The 16127-nt window shown below is 76.1% G+C and carries 18 protein-coding genes; 8 read left to right on the top strand and 10 right to left on the bottom strand.

Annotation, left to right across the window (positions count from 1 at the left end; all coding sequences use genetic code 11):
* Positions 1-4: 4 nt before the first annotated feature.
* The 5 genes from ABZ881_RS22520 to ABZ881_RS22500 are packed head-to-tail and all read right to left on the bottom strand — an operon-like array spanning position 5 to position 5526.
* Positions 5-874 carry an alcohol dehydrogenase catalytic domain-containing protein gene (locus ABZ881_RS22520; protein ID WP_358487392.1) on the bottom strand — a complete coding sequence of 290 codons (870 nt, stop codon included), beginning with the start codon at positions 872-874 and terminating at the stop codon, positions 5-7.
* Positions 871-2307 carry a mannitol dehydrogenase family protein gene (locus ABZ881_RS22515; protein WP_358487507.1) on the bottom strand — a complete coding sequence of 479 codons (1437 nt, stop codon included), beginning with the start codon at positions 2305-2307 and terminating at the stop codon, positions 871-873. The genes ABZ881_RS22520 and ABZ881_RS22515 overlap by 4 nt, the downstream gene beginning before the upstream one ends.
* Before the next feature lie 2 nt (positions 2308-2309).
* Positions 2310-3530 (bottom strand): D-mannonate dehydratase ManD, encoded by a 1221-nt coding sequence (gene manD / locus ABZ881_RS22510; RefSeq protein ID WP_358487390.1) that lies wholly within the window; start codon positions 3528-3530, stop codon positions 2310-2312.
* Entirely contained in the window at positions 3527-4519 is a 993-nt protein-coding gene (locus ABZ881_RS22505; protein ID WP_358487387.1) for a 2-hydroxyacid dehydrogenase, read from the bottom strand. The genes manD and ABZ881_RS22505 overlap by 4 nt, the downstream gene beginning before the upstream one ends.
* Positions 4516-5526 carry a LacI family DNA-binding transcriptional regulator gene (locus tag ABZ881_RS22500; protein ID WP_358487385.1) on the bottom strand — a complete coding sequence of 337 codons (1011 nt, stop codon included), beginning with the start codon at positions 5524-5526 and terminating at the stop codon, positions 4516-4518. The genes ABZ881_RS22505 and ABZ881_RS22500 overlap by 4 nt, the downstream gene beginning before the upstream one ends.
* Before the next feature lie 161 nt (positions 5527-5687).
* Between ABZ881_RS22500 and ABZ881_RS22495 the strand changes: the two genes are divergently transcribed.
* The gene (locus tag ABZ881_RS22495) at positions 5688-6197 is read left to right on the top strand and encodes an Lrp/AsnC ligand binding domain-containing protein (RefSeq protein ID WP_358487383.1); all 510 of its coding nucleotides are present in this window, start codon (positions 5688-5690) and stop codon (positions 6195-6197) included.
* 4 nt (positions 6198-6201) lie between these two features.
* On the opposite strand, the gene ABZ881_RS22490 is transcribed toward ABZ881_RS22495, so the two are convergent.
* Positions 6202-7353 carry a DUF3500 domain-containing protein gene (locus tag ABZ881_RS22490; RefSeq protein WP_358487380.1) on the bottom strand — a complete coding sequence of 384 codons (1152 nt, stop codon included), beginning with the start codon at positions 7351-7353 and terminating at the stop codon, positions 6202-6204.
* Between ABZ881_RS22490 and ABZ881_RS22485 the strand changes: the two genes are divergently transcribed.
* Both ABZ881_RS22485 and ABZ881_RS22480 read left to right on the top strand, forming a co-directional pair.
* Positions 7253-7756: a putative quinol monooxygenase gene (locus ABZ881_RS22485; protein WP_358487378.1), complete on the top strand. Its 504-nt coding sequence runs from the start codon at positions 7253-7255 to the stop codon at positions 7754-7756. The two genes, ABZ881_RS22490 and ABZ881_RS22485, sit on opposite strands and share 101 nt — an antisense overlap.
* Positions 7757-7819: 63 nt before the next feature.
* A complete protein-coding gene (locus ABZ881_RS22480; protein ID WP_358487375.1) occupies positions 7820-8722 on the top strand; it encodes a DUF3152 domain-containing protein in 903 nt (300 codons plus the stop codon).
* Positions 8723-8774: 52 nt separating this feature from the next.
* Here the strand turns inward: ABZ881_RS22480 and ABZ881_RS22475 are convergent, their stop codons facing one another.
* From ABZ881_RS22475 to ABZ881_RS22460, 4 genes are all read right to left on the bottom strand, one after another.
* The gene (locus tag ABZ881_RS22475) at positions 8775-9389 is read right to left on the bottom strand and encodes a dihydrofolate reductase family protein (RefSeq protein ID WP_358487373.1); all 615 of its coding nucleotides are present in this window, start codon (positions 9387-9389) and stop codon (positions 8775-8777) included.
* A 28-nt stretch (positions 9390-9417) separates the two neighbouring features.
* Positions 9418-10107 carry a response regulator transcription factor gene (locus tag ABZ881_RS22470; protein ID WP_358487371.1) on the bottom strand — a complete coding sequence of 230 codons (690 nt, stop codon included), beginning with the start codon at positions 10105-10107 and terminating at the stop codon, positions 9418-9420.
* A complete protein-coding gene (locus tag ABZ881_RS22465) occupies positions 10104-11228 on the bottom strand; it encodes a histidine kinase (protein ID WP_358487368.1) in 1125 nt (374 codons plus the stop codon). The genes ABZ881_RS22470 and ABZ881_RS22465 overlap by 4 nt, the downstream gene beginning before the upstream one ends.
* A 154-nt stretch (positions 11229-11382) precedes the next feature.
* Complete coding sequence (locus tag ABZ881_RS22460) at positions 11383-12036, bottom strand: GPP34 family phosphoprotein (protein ID WP_358487366.1); 654 nt, start codon at positions 12034-12036, stop codon at positions 11383-11385.
* A 128-nt stretch (positions 12037-12164) separates the two neighbouring features.
* Here ABZ881_RS22460 and ABZ881_RS22455 point away from each other — a divergent pair, with 128 nt between their 5' ends.
* From ABZ881_RS22455 to ABZ881_RS22435, 5 genes are all read left to right on the top strand, one after another.
* Positions 12165-12416: a hypothetical protein gene (locus ABZ881_RS22455; RefSeq protein WP_344025478.1), complete on the top strand. Its 252-nt coding sequence runs from the start codon at positions 12165-12167 to the stop codon at positions 12414-12416.
* A gap of 110 nt (positions 12417-12526) precedes the next feature.
* On the top strand, positions 12527-12922 hold the full coding sequence (locus tag ABZ881_RS22450) for a hypothetical protein (protein WP_358487364.1): 396 nt from the start codon (positions 12527-12529) through the stop codon (positions 12920-12922).
* A complete protein-coding gene (locus ABZ881_RS22445) occupies positions 12919-14406 on the top strand; it encodes a helix-turn-helix domain-containing protein (protein WP_358487362.1) in 1488 nt (495 codons plus the stop codon). The genes ABZ881_RS22450 and ABZ881_RS22445 overlap by 4 nt, the downstream gene beginning before the upstream one ends.
* Before the next feature lie 233 nt (positions 14407-14639).
* Positions 14640-14987: a hypothetical protein gene (locus ABZ881_RS22440; protein ID WP_358487359.1), complete on the top strand. Its 348-nt coding sequence runs from the start codon at positions 14640-14642 to the stop codon at positions 14985-14987.
* Between the two features lie 67 nt (positions 14988-15054).
* Complete coding sequence (locus ABZ881_RS22435) at positions 15055-16035, top strand: aminoglycoside phosphotransferase family protein (protein WP_358487357.1); 981 nt, start codon at positions 15055-15057, stop codon at positions 16033-16035.
* Positions 16036-16127: the final 92 nt, after the last annotated feature.

Raw genomic sequence — 16127 nt, 5'->3', positions numbered from 1 at the left:
GATGTCAGTCGCCCGGGCGGACGACGACCTTCAGGTGGTGCGGGTCGGCACCCGGTGCGCGCAGCGCGTCCGGTGCCTGGCCGACGACGGTCGCCCGCCCGGCCGGGCCGAGCGCGTGCATGCCCTGCCAGAGCGCGGCGGGCACCGCGGAGCACTCGAGCAGCCGGTCGAACGTGGCCTCCCCGAGCTCGTCGCGGGCGGTGTTGACGGTGCCGGTGGCGCCGAGCCCGGCGGCCCGGTCGAGCCGGGCGTCGTGCACGTCGGTGACGACGACCTGCTCGGCGCCGGCGGCCCGGGCGACCTGGGCGACCAGCACCCCGATCGGCCCGGCACCGGTGACCAGCACCCGGTGCCCGGTGGACACCCCGGCCCGGCGGACCGCGTGCACGGCGACCGCCAGCGGTTCGACGAGCGCGCCGAGCTCGGTGGTCAGCGTGTCCGGCAGCGGGTGCACGGCGCGGGCCGGGACGGCCCGGTAGCCGGACATGGCGCCGTCGGTGGGCGGCGAGCCGAAGCAGGTCCCGGACGGGCACAGGTGGTAGGCGCCGGACCGGCAGGTCGGGCAGTCCCCGCAGCCGACCGCCGGTTCGACGGCGACCCTGGTGCCGACCGCCGGTCCGGTCACCCCCGGCCCGAGCGCGGCGACGACGCCGGCCGCCTCGTGCCCCAGCACCATCGGGCCGCGCAGCACGTTGCGCCCGTTGCGGCCGTCGGTGAAGTAGTGCACGTCGGAGCCGCAGACGCCGACCGCCTCGACCGCGACGAGCACCTCGCCGGGGGCGGGGCCGGTCACCGGCACCTCGTCGACCCGCAGGTCGAGCGCGGCGTGCAGGACGGCGGCGCGGGTGCGCCCGGGGATCGTTCCGGTGCTCATGCCGCCCTCCGCTCACCGGCGGCCTCGGCGGCCGCGGCGTCGACGCCGTGCCGCACGAGCACGTCGAGCAGCTCGGCGGTGCGGGCCGCGAACCCGCCACCGGGATCCCCGCCGAGCAGGTCCAGCCCGGCCCGCACGTGCCCGTCGGCCGGGCCGGCCGCGGTCGCGGCCAGCCGGTCGCGGGCCGGCTCGGCCATCGCGGCGGCGTGCGGGCCGGGATCGAACCCGGCGGGCGGTGCGACGCAGGCGAGCCAGCCGGCGACGGTCAGCGCGAGATGGTGCGGCATCGTGCCGGACGCCAGGTGCTCGGCGGCCGGGCCGGGGATCCGCTGGGCGAGCTTGAGCGACCCGTCCGACCCGACCTGCCGGGTGCGGTGCCCGAGCGCGACGTTCGACCAGCGGGTGAACAGCCGGGCGGCGTAGTCGTCGACGTCGACGCCGTCGGGCACCCGCACGGTGGGCCGGTAGTCGTCGTGCAGCACCCGCGCGGCCGCGGCCCGGATCGACGGCCGGGCGGCCGAGTCCGCGATCAGGTCCTCCCCGGCGAGCGCGCCGAGGTAGGCGAGCAGCGAGTGGGTGCCGTTGAGCAGGCGCAGCTTGAGCAGCTCGTAGCCGGCGACGTCGTCGGTGAACACCGCGCCGGGGACGCGCCCCCGGTCGCCCGGCGCCTCCCAGGCCGGCCGGCCTGCGGCGAACGCGTCCTGCAGCACCCACATGCTGAACGGCTCGGCGGGCACCGGGACGGCGTCCGGGACGCCGGTCAGCCGCGCCGCGGCGGCCCGGGTGGCGTCGGTGGTGGCCGGCACGATCCGGTCCACCATCGAGTTCGGGAACGTGACGGCGCCCGCGTCGAGCCAGCCGAGCAGGTCGTCGCGCTCGGCGGCCGGCAGCGCGGCCGCGAATCCGCGCACCAGCCGCTGTGTCACCTCGCCGTTGGCGAGCAGGTTGTCGCAGCTCAGCACGGTCACCGGGGCGCCGTGACCGCGGGCCCGGCGGAGCAGGCCGCGGGCGACCAGGCCGATCGCGGTGCCGCTCGCGCCGGCCAGGTCGGCCCGCACACCGGGATCGTCGAGATCGATGCCACCGGTGCGCGGATCGATCGTGTACCCGCCCTCGGTGACGGTCAGCGAGACGATCCGGGTGTCCGGTGCGGCGAGTGCGGCCAGCACCGGCTCCGGATCGCGGGCCGCCACCAGCGCACCGGTGTGCACCGCGGGGACGCTCGCCCGCTCGCCGTCCGGCGAGATCTCGACGACGGTGTAGCGCAGGTCCTGCGCGACGAGCGCGTCGGCGACCGCGGTGCTGCGCGGCGCCACCCCCAGCACGCCCCACGGGCCGGGTTCGGCGGCGAGCGCGGCGGCGGTGTGCACCGCCTGGTGCGCCCGATGGAAGTTGGACAGTCCGATGTGGACGATCCCGGTCGGTGGGTGCATGCTCACCAGTCCGTCATCGAGCCGTCGCGGCGGCGCGCGACGGGCAGCAGGGCGGGTTCGTAGGGGTACCGGGCGGCGAGCGCCTCGTCGACGTCGACGCCGAGGCCGGGCGCGTCGCCGGGGTGCAGGTGGCCGTCGGTGCAGGTCCAGGCGTGCCGGAACACCTCGTGCGCCGGCTCCGGGTAGCCCATGTACTCCGCGATCCCGTGGTTCGGCGTGGCCAGCGCGAGGTGCAGGCCCGCCGCCATCGCGATCGGCGAGACGTCCGAGGGGCCGTGCGGGCTCACCTTCACCTGCCAGACGTCGGCGAGCACGGCCAGCCTGCGCAGCGCGCTGATCCCGCCGGCGTGGGTGACCGCGGCGCGCGCGTGGTCGATCAGCTGCTCGGTGATCAGCTGCTGGAACTCCCAGAGGGTGGAGAACACCTCGCCGATCGCCAGCGGGACGGTGGTGTGTGCGCGGACCCGGCGCAGCACGTCCGGGTTCTCGGCCGGGGTGACGTCCTCCAGCCAGTACAGGTCGGCCGGTTCGAGGGCCTTCCCGAGCCGGGCGGCCTCGATCGGGGTGAGCCGGTGGTGCGCGTCGTGCAGCAGGGCGAGCTCCGGACCGGCGTGCGCCCGGACCTCGGCCAGCACGCCCGGGACGTGCCGCAGGTAGGCGGCGGTGTCCCAGACCTCCTCGGCGGGCACGGTGCCGCGGGCGGCCGGCTCGTAGCCGGGCCCGCGGCCGACGCCGTAGACCGAGTCCAGGCCGGGCACCCCGCTCTGCACCCGGACGGCGGTGAAGCCGCGCTCGCGCACGGCGTCCACGGCGTCGCACAGCTGGCCGGTCTCCCAGCCGGTGGCGTGTGTGTAGGCCCGCACCCGGTCCCGGACGGCGCCGCCGAGCAGCTGGTAGACGGGCAGCCCGGCGGCCTTGCCCTTGATGTCCCACAGCGCGAGATCGACTGCGCCGACCGCGGTCATGGTGACCGGGCCGCGCCGCCAGTAGGCGCCGCGGTAGAGGTACTGCCAGGTGTCCTCGATCCGGGCCGGGTCGCGCCCGAGCAGCTGCGGGCACAGGTGCTCGCGCAGGTAGGCGGCGACGGCCAGCTCGCGGCCGTTGAGGGTGGCGTCGCCCCAGCCGGTCACCCCCTCCGCGGTGGTGATCTTCAGCGTGAGGTAGTTGCGGCCGGGCGAGGTGAGCAGCACCTCGGCCGCGACGATCCGGTCCGGGCCGCTCACCGGCCGACCACCGCCACCACGTTGGCGAGGGGCTCCCCCGCTGCGAGCCGGTGGGTGTTCGCGCCGATCTCGGCGGCCCGCCCGAGGAAGGTCTGCCGGGTCAGGCCGGAGCTGTGCGGGGTCATCAGGACGTTGCCCAGCTCCCGGAACGGCAGCGCCGACGGCTCGGCCCGCGCGGTGCCCGGCGCCGGATAGCCGTACCAGACGTCGATCGCGGCACCGCCGATCACGTTGTCGCGCAGCGCCTCGTACAGCGCCCGCTCATCGACCAGCGGCCCACGGCCGACGTTGACCAGGATCGCGGAATCCTTCATGGACGTCAGCTCGGCGGCACCGATCAGCCCCTCGGTCGCCGGGGTGAGCGGGGCGCTGACGACGACCACGTCGGAGCAGGCCAGCAGCTCGCCGAGCCGGTCGGCGGTGCTGCCCGCCCAGTCCAGGCCGGTCGCGGCGGCGTCGATCGCACCGCGCCCGGTCACCGCGACGCCGCGCGCACCGAACGCCCGCAACCGGTCCCAGGCGCGGGACCCGATGTGGCCGAAACCGACGAACCCGACGGTCGCCTCCTGCAGCGAGCCGGTCCAGCGGGCGGCGGGATCGTAGGCCGGGGTCGGCCACTCCCCCCGGCGCAGCGCGGCGTCCTGGGCGAGGAAGCCGCGGCGCAGCAGGACCGCCGAGGCCGCGACGTACTCGGCGATCGAGTCCTCGTGGTGGAAGGTGTTGGCGACGGTGCACCCGGCGGGCAGCGCGCCGACGTCGATGCCGTCGGTGCCGGCGCCTGCGGCGTGCACCAGCCGCAGCCCGGGCCCCGCGTCCGCGACCTCCTTCGGGCAGTGCCCGCCGATCAGCACGTCCGCGTCGCCGACCAGCGCTGCGATGTCGTCGGCGTCCCGGGTCGGCGACCAGACGATCTCGCTGCCCGCTGGCAGCGACGCCTCGGTCTCGGCGCGGATGCCGGCCAGGTTCTGGTCGGCGACGACGATCTTCACGGGGTGACCTCCAGTGCGGTGGCGGAGCGGGCCGGCGCCGGGCCGGTGGTGCCGCGCGCGACGAAGTGGGTGGGCAGCCGGACGGCCCGCGGCGCGGTGCGCTCGCCCGCGGCGGCGCGGCCGAGGATCTCCATGGCGAGGGTCCCGGCGCGGTCCATCGGGGTGGCGATGCTGGACAGGCCCGGCTCGGACAGCGCGGAGAACGGGATGTCGTCGCTGCCGACGACGGACAGGTCGTCGGGCACCCGGGCGCCGAGCGCGCGGGCCCCGGCCATCAGCCCGAGCGCGACCAGGTCGTTGTGCGCGATCGCAGCGGTCGCGCCGGAAGCCAGCACCCGGGCCGCGGCGGCGCTGCCGCCGTCGGTGGTCTCGGTGTGCCAGCCCAGCAGCGACAGCTCGCAGCCGTACTCGGCGGCGAGCTCGCGCACCAGGCCGACCCGGTGCAGGTTGGACCAGGAGTCCGAGCGGCCCTGGACGTAGGCGATGTGCCGGTGGCCCAGCGCGTCCAGGTGGTCGACGACCTGGCGCAGCCCCTGCGTGGAGTCGGCGATCACGCAGTCCCCGCCGGGCACCTCGCGGTTGACCAGCACCGACGGCGTGCCGCCGCACAGGTCGAGCACCTCGGCGCCGTCCAGCCGGGACGAGTGCACGACGATGCCGTCCACCCGCGGGCAGAGCCCGGTGATCACCTCGCGCTCGCGGTCGGCGTCGTAGTCGGTGTCGGCGACGACGACCGTGGAGCGGACCTGCCTGCCCTGCGCCTGGGCGGCCTTGACGAAGCGGGAGAACACCGGGTTCGCGATGTCCGGGACGACCGCGGCGACGGTGGCGGTGACCGGCGCGGCCGTCGGCTCGGCGGTGCGCGGCGCGTACCCGAGCTCCTGCGCGGCGGCCAGCACCCTGCGGCGGGTCCCGGCGCCGATCCGGTCCGGGTCGGAGAACACCCGGGACGCGGTCGACAGTGCGACGCCTGCGGTCCGGGCGACGTCGGTCAGGGTGGGCGCCACGGTGCTCCTCCTCGTGCGTGTCCCCGCGGTGGGACGGCCTCACCCTGCAATGGCTTGCACAAGCTTGTCAAGCCTTGCCATATCCTTGCCAATCCCGTGCCGGAGCCGTGCCGGGAGCGGACCGGGCGGGGTGCGTCCCGGCCCGGCCTAGACTCCGCGGCGTGCCCGAGCCGATCCGCCTCGACGCCCTCGACGTCGACCTGCTCGCCGCCGTCGCGGACCGGCCGCGGGCCGGGGTGCTGGAGCTGTCCCGCGCGCTGACCGTCGCCCGCGGCACCGTGCAGGCCAGGCTGGACCGGCTGGAACGGGCCGGCGTGGTCACCGGCTACGGGCCGGACGTCGACCTCCCAGCAGCCGGTTTCGGCGTGCAGGCGTTCGTGACGCTGGAGATCGCCCAGGGCGAGCTGGACGACGTCACCGCGGCACTGGCCGCGCTCCCCGCGGTGACCGAGGCGTACGCGACGACCGGCTCGTCGGACGTGCTGTGCCGGATCGCGGCGTCCTCGCACGAGGACCTGCAGGCGACCCTGCTCGCGCTGGGACGCTCACCGCTGGTCGCCCGCACGGCCAGCGTCGTCGTGCTGTCCACGCTGGTCGCGCCGCGCTGGCGGCCGCTGCTCGCCGACCGGCACCGGGAGGGCCCGAGCCGGGCGCCCGCCTACCGGCCGTGATCCCTCACCGCAGGTGGTGCGCCGCCCGGTGCGCGCCCAGCACGTCCAGCCCGAAGTCGGCCGACGGGTCCCGCCACACCGAGTGCGCGTGGTTCGCCTCGCGCTGGGTGTTGTCCCACTCGACCAGCAGCCGCGGGCCCTGCAGCCGGTAGTAGTTCGGGGCACCGTCGGCCAGTGACCCGGCCCAGGCCACGTGCACCCGGTCCAGCTCGGCGTCGTCGTCGTACCGGCCGATCGGCGACACCTCGGCCGGCACCCGGCCCAGGTAGGTGCCGAGCAGCACGCGCAGCATCTCGCGCTGCCCGGCGTCCAGCTCCGCCGCGGGGACGCCCAGCGGGGTGCGGGAGAGCCGCACGACGTCCTTCTCGGCGTCGGTGAACCCGGCCCGCTCCTCGATCGCCTCGCTCACCGCGTCCAGCTTCGCCTGCTCGGTGTCCGAGCCGAACCGGTCCCGCCACACCCCGGCCAGCGGGATCCAGTTGTCGCCCTCCTGCGGATCGGCCCGGTTCGCCGCGACGACGTCCGGCGGGGCCCTGTCCAGCAGCACCGCGCGCCCGCGCAGCGGCGCGGGCAGCGACCGCACCAGATCGCGGGCCAGGTCCTCGACCCGGCCGAGCGGGCGCAGCGTCGCGTCCCCCAGCAGCTCCGACGACGCCGGATCGGCCCCCAGGAAGCACGGCGTCGTGGCCACCACCTCGCCGTCGACGACCAGCATGTTGACCGACACGTGATGCCCGCCGAACCGCCAGCCCCAGGCGCCGCTGCCGCCGGGCTCGCCGAACACCCGCAGGTAGTACATCAGCGGATCGCGACCGCGGGAGCGGTCGAACATGGTCACGAAACCCTCGGTGTGGTCCAGCAGGTTCTCCAGGCCCATCACGGTCACGACGGTGACGTAGGCGGGCCGGGACAGGCCCGACCCGATCAGCTTCATCGCGGCCCGCTGCTGCGGCGGGAGCTGCTCGTGGAAGGTCAGACCGCCGTGGTCGGTGGGAGTGTAGAACCAGCGCCTGCGCTCGGCGTCGGTGTCGCCGTCGCCGCTCGGGACGTGCCCGGTGGCCCGCTCGCGCTGCCCCGCGTCGAGCGTGCCGAGCCACTCCCGGGCCGCCTCGGCCATCGCGCCGGCCGTCGCCCGGGTACCCGCCGCATCGCTCATCGGGCCGACGGTAATCAGGTGCGGGGCGCCGCACCCGCCGAGATGCTCGATAGTCGCCGGGAAGGACCGACCACGACGGAGGCGACGATGCCACCCCACCGACGACAACCGCGAGCTGCTGACGGTCATCGCCCGGATGCGCGCCAAGCCGGGCAAGGAGGCGGAGCTACGGGCCGAGCTGGAGAAGCTGGTCGAGCCGACCTCGAAGGAGGACGGCTACGGCAACTACGACCTGCACCAGGGCGTCGACGACCCGGCGGCGTTCTTCTTCTACGAGAACTGGGAGACTGACGAGAAGCTGGGCGCGCACCTGCAGACCCCGCACCTGGTGCACTTCCAGCAGGTCATGGGCGACCTGCTGGACGGCGAGCTGATGATCCAGAAGCTCAAGCGGATCGCCTGACCGGGCGGCGGGTACGGCGCCTGGCGGCTCGTGCGCGCGGTCCGGCTCTGTCACCCTGGCCGCGTGCCGCACCTCATCCGGGCCGTTGCCCGGCCGGCCCGCACCGGCACCGCCGCGCCGACCGGGCCGACCGTGTCTGCCGGGCCGGCCGAGGCGGCTGAGTCCGCCGCGCCGGCTGAGTCGACCGGGCCGGCGCTGCGGACCGGGCCGGTTGTGCTGGCCCTGCTGGCGGCGCTGACCCTGCTGGCCGGCTGCGGCCCGGGCACCGTCGACGACCCCCCGGGCCCGGCACCCGGACCACCGCTCGGCGAGGCGACGGAGGCGCCCGCTCCCCCGGCAGCACCGGCCGAGCCCGCAGCACCGGCAGAGCCCGCAGCACCGGCAGAGCCCGCAGCACCGGCGCTCTCCGAGGCCGACGTCCGGGCGGGCGTCCGCAGCCGGGAGGTGCCGCGCTCCGCGTCCGGTGAGACGGTCGTCGTCCCGGGTGGGCACGCCGCGCCCGCCGGACGCGCGCGGACCGTCCCGATGCGGGTCGAGATCGAACGCGGCATCGACGTCGACGGTGCCGCGTTCGCCGCGTTCGTCTCCGAGGTGCTCGACCATCCCCGCTCCTGGGGCGGCGACGGCTCGGTCGGCTTCGCTCGCACCGACGGCCCGGCGCCGCTGCGGATCGTGCTCGCCACCCCGGAGCTGGCCGACCGGCTGTGCCTGCCGCTGGACACCGTCGGCAGGCTGTCCTGCCGCAACGGCGACCGCGTCGTGCTCAACCTGGAGCGCTGGGTCACCGGCACCCCGGACTACGCCCGCGACCCCACCGCCTACCGGCACTACCTGGTGAACCACGAGGTGGGGCACTGGCTCGGGCACGGCCACGAACCCTGCCCCGGGCCGGGCCGCCCGGCCCCGGTGATGCAGCAGCAGACCCTCGGCCTGCAGGGCTGCGCCCCCAACCCCTGGCCCCGCTGAGCACCCTCGGTCACACCACCTCGATCACTGCACCTCGATCACTGCACCTCGATCACTGCACCTCGATCGCGCCGTACTCCGGGCGCCCGCCGACGCGGTAGGTGTGGACGCCGACGCCGGCCGGGGTCGTCCGTGCCCCGGTCAGGGTCAGCGCGGTGTCGGGCCCGGACTCCGGGAACAGCCGGCGCCCGGCGCCGACCACCACCGGCGCGACGACCAGGGTCAGCTCGTCGAGCAGCTCCTGCGCCAGCAGCCACCGGACCAGCAGCCCGCTGCCGTGCACCTGCAGCTCCCGGCCCGGCTCCGCCTTCAGCGCGGCGACCGCGCCCGCCTCGCCGGGCAGCACCCGCGTCCCCGCCCAGGACGGCGCGGTCAGCGTCGCCGACACGACGTGCTTGGTGAGCGTGGCGAACCCGACCGCGATCGGGTCGTCGCCGGGATCGTCCATTGCCCCCCAGGACGCGGCGAAGATCTCGTAGGTGTGCCGACCGAGCAGCAGCGCGTCGGCCCGGCCGACGATGCCGGTCATCACTGAGCCGAGCTCGTCGTCGAAGTGCGGCACCAGCCAGCCGCCCCGGGTGAAGCCGCCCGAGGTGTCCTCCGTCGGGGCGCCGGGGCCCTGGTAGACGCCGTCGGTGGAGACGAACAGGGTCGAGGTGAGCTTCATGCCCTGCTGACCGGACGGGACGGCGGAACTAATCGCCGGCGTCGCGGACCAGCAGCGCGATCTGCACCCGGTTGTCCAGGCCCAGCTCCCGCAGCAGCCTGGACACATAGGACTTCACGGTCGCCACCGACATGTGCAGCTCCTCGGCGATGTCGGCGTTCGACCCGCCGCGGGCGACCGCCTCGGCCACGTCCCGCTCCCGCTCGGCGAGCCGGTCCAGCCGGGAGCGGGCGGCGCGCCGCCGGTCCAGCGGGCCGGCCCCGCCCTTCACGATGCCGATCAGCCTGCGGGTGATCGCCGGGGACAGCACCGCGTCGCCGTCGGCGGCGGCCCGGACCGCCTCGACGATCCGCTCCGGGGCGGCGTCCTTGAGCAGGAACCCGCCCGCGCCCGCCCGCAGCGCCCGCACCACGTGCTCATCGGCGTCGAACGTGGTCAGCACGACCACCGTCGGCGGGTCCGGCTCCGCGGTCAGCCGCTGGGTCGCGACGACGCCGTTCACCCGTCGCATCCGCAGGTCCATCAGCACCACGTGCGGCCGCCCGGCGCGGACCGCCTCCGGCACCTCGTCGCCGTCACCGGCGTCGCCGATCACCCGGATCCGGCGCGGCGCCGGTGCGTCGGCGAGGACGTGCCCGTCGAGCATCACCCGCAGACCGGCCCGGACCAGCGGATCGTCGTCGACGAGCAGCACCCGGATCTCCGGATCGGGATTCACGCGCTCTCCTTCCGCCACGGCAGCGCCGCCCGCAGCCGGTACCCGGTCGGCAGCGGGCCGTGCGCCAGCGTGCCGCCGGTGAGTGTCTCGACCCGCTCGCGCAGGCTCACCAGGCCGGTCCCCGCGCCCTCCGGGGCGGGCCGGTCGCCGGTGCAGCCGGAGGTGACGGTGACGGTCAGGTCGCGGCCCGGGCGGCCGTCGAGCACCACCTCCACCGGCGCGCCCGGCGAGTGCCGGGCCGCGTTGGTCAGGCCCTCGCGCACCACCCGGTAGGCGACCCCGGCCAGCGGCCTGCCCGGCGGCGCCACCATCAGCAGCGCGGTCGAGCGCAGCGACACGTCCGCGCCCGCCGCGCGGGCCTCGGCCACCAGACCCTCGACCGCGGTCAGGTCCTCGGTGTCCTCGGACTCGTCGCACGGTGGGTCGTGCAGCACCTGGACGATCGTGCGCAAGTCCTCCATCGCCCGGTGCGTGGTGTCGCGCAGCACCTGCGCGCTCTCCCGGACGGTCTCGGCGGACAGGTCGGTGCGCAGCGCCAGCGCGCCCGCGTGCACCGACAGCAGCGACAGCCGGTGCCCGAGCCGGTCGTGCATCTCCCCCGCGATCCGGCGGCGCTCGGCGATCCGGGCCTGCTCGTCGCGCAGCGCGCGGTCCACCTCGGCCCGGGTGAGCCGCTCGCGCAGGTCGTCGACCATCGCCCGGCGGGTGCCGGTGAACAGGCCCGCGGTGACCGAGCTGACCAGCAGCGTCGACGCGCCGAGCAGCATCGCCCACATCGTCTGCGGGTCCGGGATCGCGGCGAAGTTGAGCGCGGCCCCGCCGAGCGCGAGCACCGTGATCAGGACCGTCTCGGACACCCGGCGCCGGGTCGCGACGACGAACACCCCGACCAGCGGCAGGTAGCTGGTGAGCGGCGAGACGTTCGCCGACAGCACCGCCACCACGCCGAACGCCCGCGGGTACCGGTACCGCCACGGGATCGCCGCGATCGCGGCGGCGCCGGCGATCAGCTGCAGGACGTGCAGCGCGCCGTCGATCTCGCGGGTCTCGGCGACGGTCAGTCCGGCGACGGTGACGGCGATCATCAGGATCGCCGACATCGCGGAGGGTCGGACCGGCACCCGTCGACCATAGGCGGCGCGCCGCAGCTGTCCAGGAGATTCCCCCGGGAGCGGCCGGGCGCGGGGACCCCCCGGTGCCCCGCGCCCGGCCGCCGCCCCGGCCACCGCGGTCAGGACCTCCCCCGCCCCGGCGCGGTGCCGGCGCCCGCCCGACTCACCGGCCGTCCCCCGCGGTCGCCGCGGAGGCGGCCACCGCCGCGGTGACAGCCTGCACCTCACGGACGGCGGCGGTCACCGCCGGGCCGGCCCAGTCGCCGTCGGCGACGACCCGGGCCCGTTCGCGCAGCTCGCGCCGCCGCCCGTCGAGCACCCGGTGCTCGGCCCGGACGGCGTGCAGCAGCGAGACCAGCCCGGCGAGCCGGGCGTCGACCGCGACGCCGTCGCGCAGCGCGGCGGCCACCCCGGCCAGCAGCGCTTCGCGTAGCGCCGGTTCCGGCCACCACCGGGCGGACCGCAGGAACCCGCCGGGCTCGCGGTCGGCGTGCCCGCCGCTGCCGAGCGCGTCCAGCACGGCCGGCCGCAGCCCCGGCACCAGCCTGCTCACCCCGCGGCGGGCCGGGAACCAGCCGGACGGCAGTCGGGTCGCCCGCTCGGTGACGACGTCGGTGGCCGGTCCGGGCAGCAGCCGCAGCCGCGGCCGGGGGCGATCGTCGGTCGCCAGCCGGCCGCGGGCCGCCAGGTCGAGCAGCACCGCCCCGGCGAGTGCGCGCTCGGTGCGCTGCCGGTCGACGACGAACCGGCCGGTGCCGGGATCGAGCAGCACCACCGCCAGCAGCTCCGGCAGCGTGGCCGTCCCCGTGTCGTCCATCGGTGCGCCCCTCTCGCTCGGCGGGACCGAGCCTGCCGCGCCGGGCGGGTGGAACGCACCCTGCGAAGGTTGTCGGCGCACCGACGGAAGTCGCGCTCGTCGATCACCCGGATAGGTACAATTCGGACATGCCAGAGCCCCAGAGTCACCGCGAGAGCGGCCAGCACGTCATCGAGCACGCCCTCGACCTCCTCTCCGCAGCCGATCGGGCGAAGGACTACACCGAGGCCACCGACGGCCACACTGCCGCGACCGCCTACGCGGTGAGCGCGCTCTATCAGGAGATGCGGCACGGCGACGACCAGATCACCGCACTGATCGGGGCCGTCCGGGAGCAGACCGAGGTCCTCAAGCAGATCGGCGAGCAGCTCCGGCGCTGACCTCGACGCAGCCCCGGCCCGGCTCCGGTGCGCGGATCTGGCCGGATCTGTTCGCCCGGTGTCCGCCCGGACGGTGTCGGCTCCCCGTCGGCCGGAGCAGGCTCGCAGTCATGAACAGACTGCCGGTCACCGCCACGCTCCCCAGCAGCACCGCCCTCACGGCCACCGCGCTCGGTGTCACCGCCCTGGCCGTCCTGACGACACTCCCCCCCACGGTCACCGCGGCGCTGGCCGTGCTCGCACTCGCCGCCGCGCTCGCGGCGGCGGGTGCGGTGCGCCCGCTGCGGCTGCCGCTGACCCCGCACGCCGCCGCACTCCGCGCCGCCACCGTCGCACTGGTGGTGATCGGCGGGCCGATCGTCGCGGCCGTCCAGCTCGGCGCCCGCGCGGTGCCGCTGATGATGGCGGTCGCCGCGGTCACGGTGCTGGTGGCGCCACTGATCCCCGGCCTGTGGGGCGGGCAGCGCCGCGACCGCGACCTCCCGCCGCGGGACGCGCTCCGGTGACCGGGGTGGCCCCGTCGCCGCCCGCCGGCGTGCGCACCGCCCGCCCGGCGGGCATCCTGGGCCCGGTGGAGACTCAAGCCGGCTTGAGCGGAGCGCGGCTACCGATCGACGCCGCCGCCCGGCTGCTCGGGACGACCGTGTCCGCGCTGCGCCACTACGACGACCGCGGTCTGGTCCGCCCGGCGGGCCGGGCCGGCGGGCGCCGCTGGTACGGCCGCGCCGAGCTGCGCGAGCTGGCGCTGCTGCGCGCGACCCGGGACACCGGCCTGCCGCTGGAGGGCATCGCGGCCCTGCTCGACCCGGACCGCCGGGACACGATCGCCGACCGGCTCGCCGAGCTCGACCGGCTCGGTGCGCGGGCCGCGAGCGTCCGGACGGTGCTGGCGCACGTGCGGGACTGCCCGGCGGCGAACCCGTGGCGCGACTGCCCGGCGCTGACCGGCGCGCTGGACGCACTGCTCGACGGCGCCCCGCTGCCGGACCTCGGCGGGTCGCATCCCGGCCCGGCGACGGACACCGACGGCCGGCACGAGGTCGCCGTGCTCGTCCGGCCGGGGGTGCTGCCGATGGAGCTGGGGCTGGTCCATCAGCTGCTCGGCGGGGCCCGCTCCGCGGCCGGCGACCCGCTGTACCGGGTGCGGACCTGCGCGCCGGTCCCGGGGACGGTACGCACCGACGGCGACTTCGCGATCGTCGTCGACCACGGGCCGGAGATCCTGGCCGGCGCGGCGACCGTGGTCGTGCTCGGATCGCACGCGCCGAACGAAGAGGACCCGGACGTCCTCGACGACGGCCTCGGCGCGGCACTCGCCTCGATCGGGCCGGACACCCGGATCGTCTCGATCTGCACCGCGGCCTTCGCGCTCGCGCAGGCCGGTCTGCTCGACGGCAGGCGGGCTACCACGCACTGGCTCTCCGCGGAGCGCCTGCGCAGCCGGTTCCCGCAGGTGCAGGTGGAGCCCGACGTGCTCTACGTCGACGAGGGCCGGATCCTCACCGCGGCCGGCGAGGCGTCCGGGATCGACCTGTGCCTGCACCTGATCCGGCAGGACTTCGGCGCCGCCGTCGCCAACGACGTCGCCCGCCGGACCGTGGTGCCGCCCTACCGGGAGGGCGGCCAGGCGCAGTACGTCGCCCGCCCGGCCACGCCCGAGCGCACCGGGACCGGCACCGCCGGGCTGCGCGAGTGGATGCTCGACCGGCTCGACCGGCCGCTGTCGCTCGACGAGCTGGCCGCCCGGCTGCACGTCAGCGTTCGCACCCTGACCCGCCGGTTCCGCGCGGAGACCGGGCTCAGCCCGCTGGAGTGGCTGCTGCGCCAACGCATCGAGCGGGCCCGGGAACTGCTCGAGCTGGGCGACCTGTCGATCGAACGGATCGCCGACCGGTGCGGGTTCGGCACCGCCACCGCGCTGCGCAGGCACTTCGCCGCGCAGCTCGGCGTGCCCCCGGCCGCCTACCGCCGGACGTTCCGCGGGACCTGACGGCGCGGCCCGGGCCCGCCGCCCGTCGCACCGGAATGCGCTTTCCCGGAATCGACCGCATCGGGTGCGAAACCGAACCCAGGGTGATCCGGTCACACGATGGAATTGCCTGAATTGAGTCGGCGATTTCGCCCGAATACGGTGCACGGCAGCCGATGCGGGCTCCCCCATGTTCGCTGCATCGGCAGTGTGGTGGCCGTACCGGCGACCACCGGACCGACAGGAGAGAAACTGTGCTGAAGAAGGCTGGAATTGTCGTGGCGGCATCGGCCGCGTCGCTGCTCGCGATCAGCCCGATGGCGTTCGCCGGGCACGGCGACGAGATCGACAAGGGCGCCGACGGCCTCGTCGCCGCCGGCAACGGCAACAACCTCGACGTGCCGATCCAGGCCTGCAACAACAACGTGCCGGTCAACGTGCTGGGCGTGCAGGTCCCGGTCGAGAACGCGGCCGCCGGCAACGGCGTCACCGGCGCGCTGGGCCTGCTGGGCTCCGGCCAGGCGGCGAGCGGCGACTCGGTCACCGACCAGTCCGACCTGTGCGCGCAGGAGTCCGGCGCGGGCGACTCGATCGGCGGCTGAGCCGCCCGGCGGGCGGGCCACCGGAATCCGGGGCCCGCCCGCCGGCCCGATCGGGCAGGATCCCCGCATGGAGCAGCGACCGCACGGATTCGACGACGAGAACGTCCGCTCCGCGCTGTCCTGCCATCACGGCATCGACGCGCGCGAGCTCCACCACCGCCCGGTCGGCTTCGGCGACTACCACTGGGCGGTGACCGGCGCCGACGGCACACGCTGGTTCGCGAAGGTCTCCGACCTCACCGACAAGCCGCAGTGCGGCAACACCCCCGCGGCCGCCCTCGACGGCTACCGGGCGGCGCTGCGCACCGCGACCGAGCTGCGCGCCGGCGGGCTCGAGTTCGTCCTCGCGCCGGTCCCGGCCGCCGGCGGCGAGCTCGTCGCCGACCTGGACGGCCGCTGGGCACTGACGGTGTTCGAGCACGTCGACGCCCCGGGCCAGGACTTCCACACCGAGCTCTCGACCGGCAGCCGGGACGCCGTCCTCGCCCTGCTGGCCCGGCTGCACGGCGCGCCGGCGCCGGACGCCACCCCGCGACACTCGCCCGCCGTCCCCGACCGGCAGCTCGTCGAGGACGCGCTCGCCGAACAGCAGACCTCCTGGACCGGTGGCCCGTTCTCCGAGCCGGCGCGGCAGGCCGTCGTCACCCACACGACCGCGATCCGGGCCCGGCTGGCCGACGCCGACGCGCTCACCCACCAGGTCAGGACGGCCGGCCGGGAGCGCGTCGTCACGCACGGGGAGCCGCATCCGGGCAACCTGCTCGACTCCGGGAAGGGCTACCTGCTGATCGACTGGGACACCGTCGGGCTGGGCGTGCCGGAGCGGGACCTCGCCGTCGTCTCCGGTGATCCCGCAGAGCTCGCCGCCTACACCGAGCTGACCGGCGTCCGGCCGGACCCGGCGGCACTGGAGCTCTACGCGCTGCGCTGGACGCTCGCCGATCTCGGCGAGTTCCTGCGCTGGTTCCGCGCCCCGCACGACGACGACGCCGACAGCGCCACCGCCTGGGAGGGCCTGCTCGCGACCCTCGCCGACCTGGACCGCTGACCAGCCGCCGGGACCTCCGTCCCCCGGACGGGGTTCGGACGGCCCTGTCGCACAGGCCCGCCCGCGGGGAGCATCGGTACCGTCACCCGACC

This window comes from Pseudonocardia sp. NPDC046786, from assembly GCF_040645415.1.
Taxonomy (GTDB): domain Bacteria; phylum Actinomycetota; class Actinomycetes; order Mycobacteriales; family Pseudonocardiaceae; genus Pseudonocardia; species Pseudonocardia kongjuensis.
Note: the sequence above shows the minus strand (reverse complement) of the source record. Positions and strands in the feature narration are given on the sequence as shown.

What these genes read in the sequence shown, in the direction of transcription:
- ABZ881_RS22520 (WP_358487392.1), bottom strand. Translation starts at nt 874, where the DNA reads ATGAGCACCGGAACGATCCCCGGGCGCACCCGCGCCGCCGTCCTGCAC.
- ABZ881_RS22515 (WP_358487507.1), bottom strand. Translation starts at nt 2,307, where the DNA reads ATGCACCCACCGACCGGGATCGTCCACATCGGACTGTCCAACTTCCAT.
- ABZ881_RS22490 (WP_358487380.1), bottom strand. Translation starts at nt 7,353, where the DNA reads ATGAGCGATGCGGCGGGTACCCGGGCGACGGCCGGCGCGATGGCCGAG.
- ABZ881_RS22475 (WP_358487373.1), bottom strand. Translation starts at nt 9,389, where the DNA reads ATGAAGCTCACCTCGACCCTGTTCGTCTCCACCGACGGCGTCTACCAG.
- ABZ881_RS22460 (WP_358487366.1), bottom strand. Translation starts at nt 12,036, where the DNA reads ATGGACGACACGGGGACGGCCACGCTGCCGGAGCTGCTGGCGGTGGTG.
- ABZ881_RS22455 (WP_344025478.1), top strand. Translation starts at nt 12,165, where the DNA reads ATGCCAGAGCCCCAGAGTCACCGCGAGAGCGGCCAGCACGTCATCGAG.
- ABZ881_RS22450 (WP_358487364.1), top strand. Translation starts at nt 12,527, where the DNA reads ATGAACAGACTGCCGGTCACCGCCACGCTCCCCAGCAGCACCGCCCTC.
- ABZ881_RS22435 (WP_358487357.1), top strand. Translation starts at nt 15,055, where the DNA reads ATGGAGCAGCGACCGCACGGATTCGACGACGAGAACGTCCGCTCCGCG.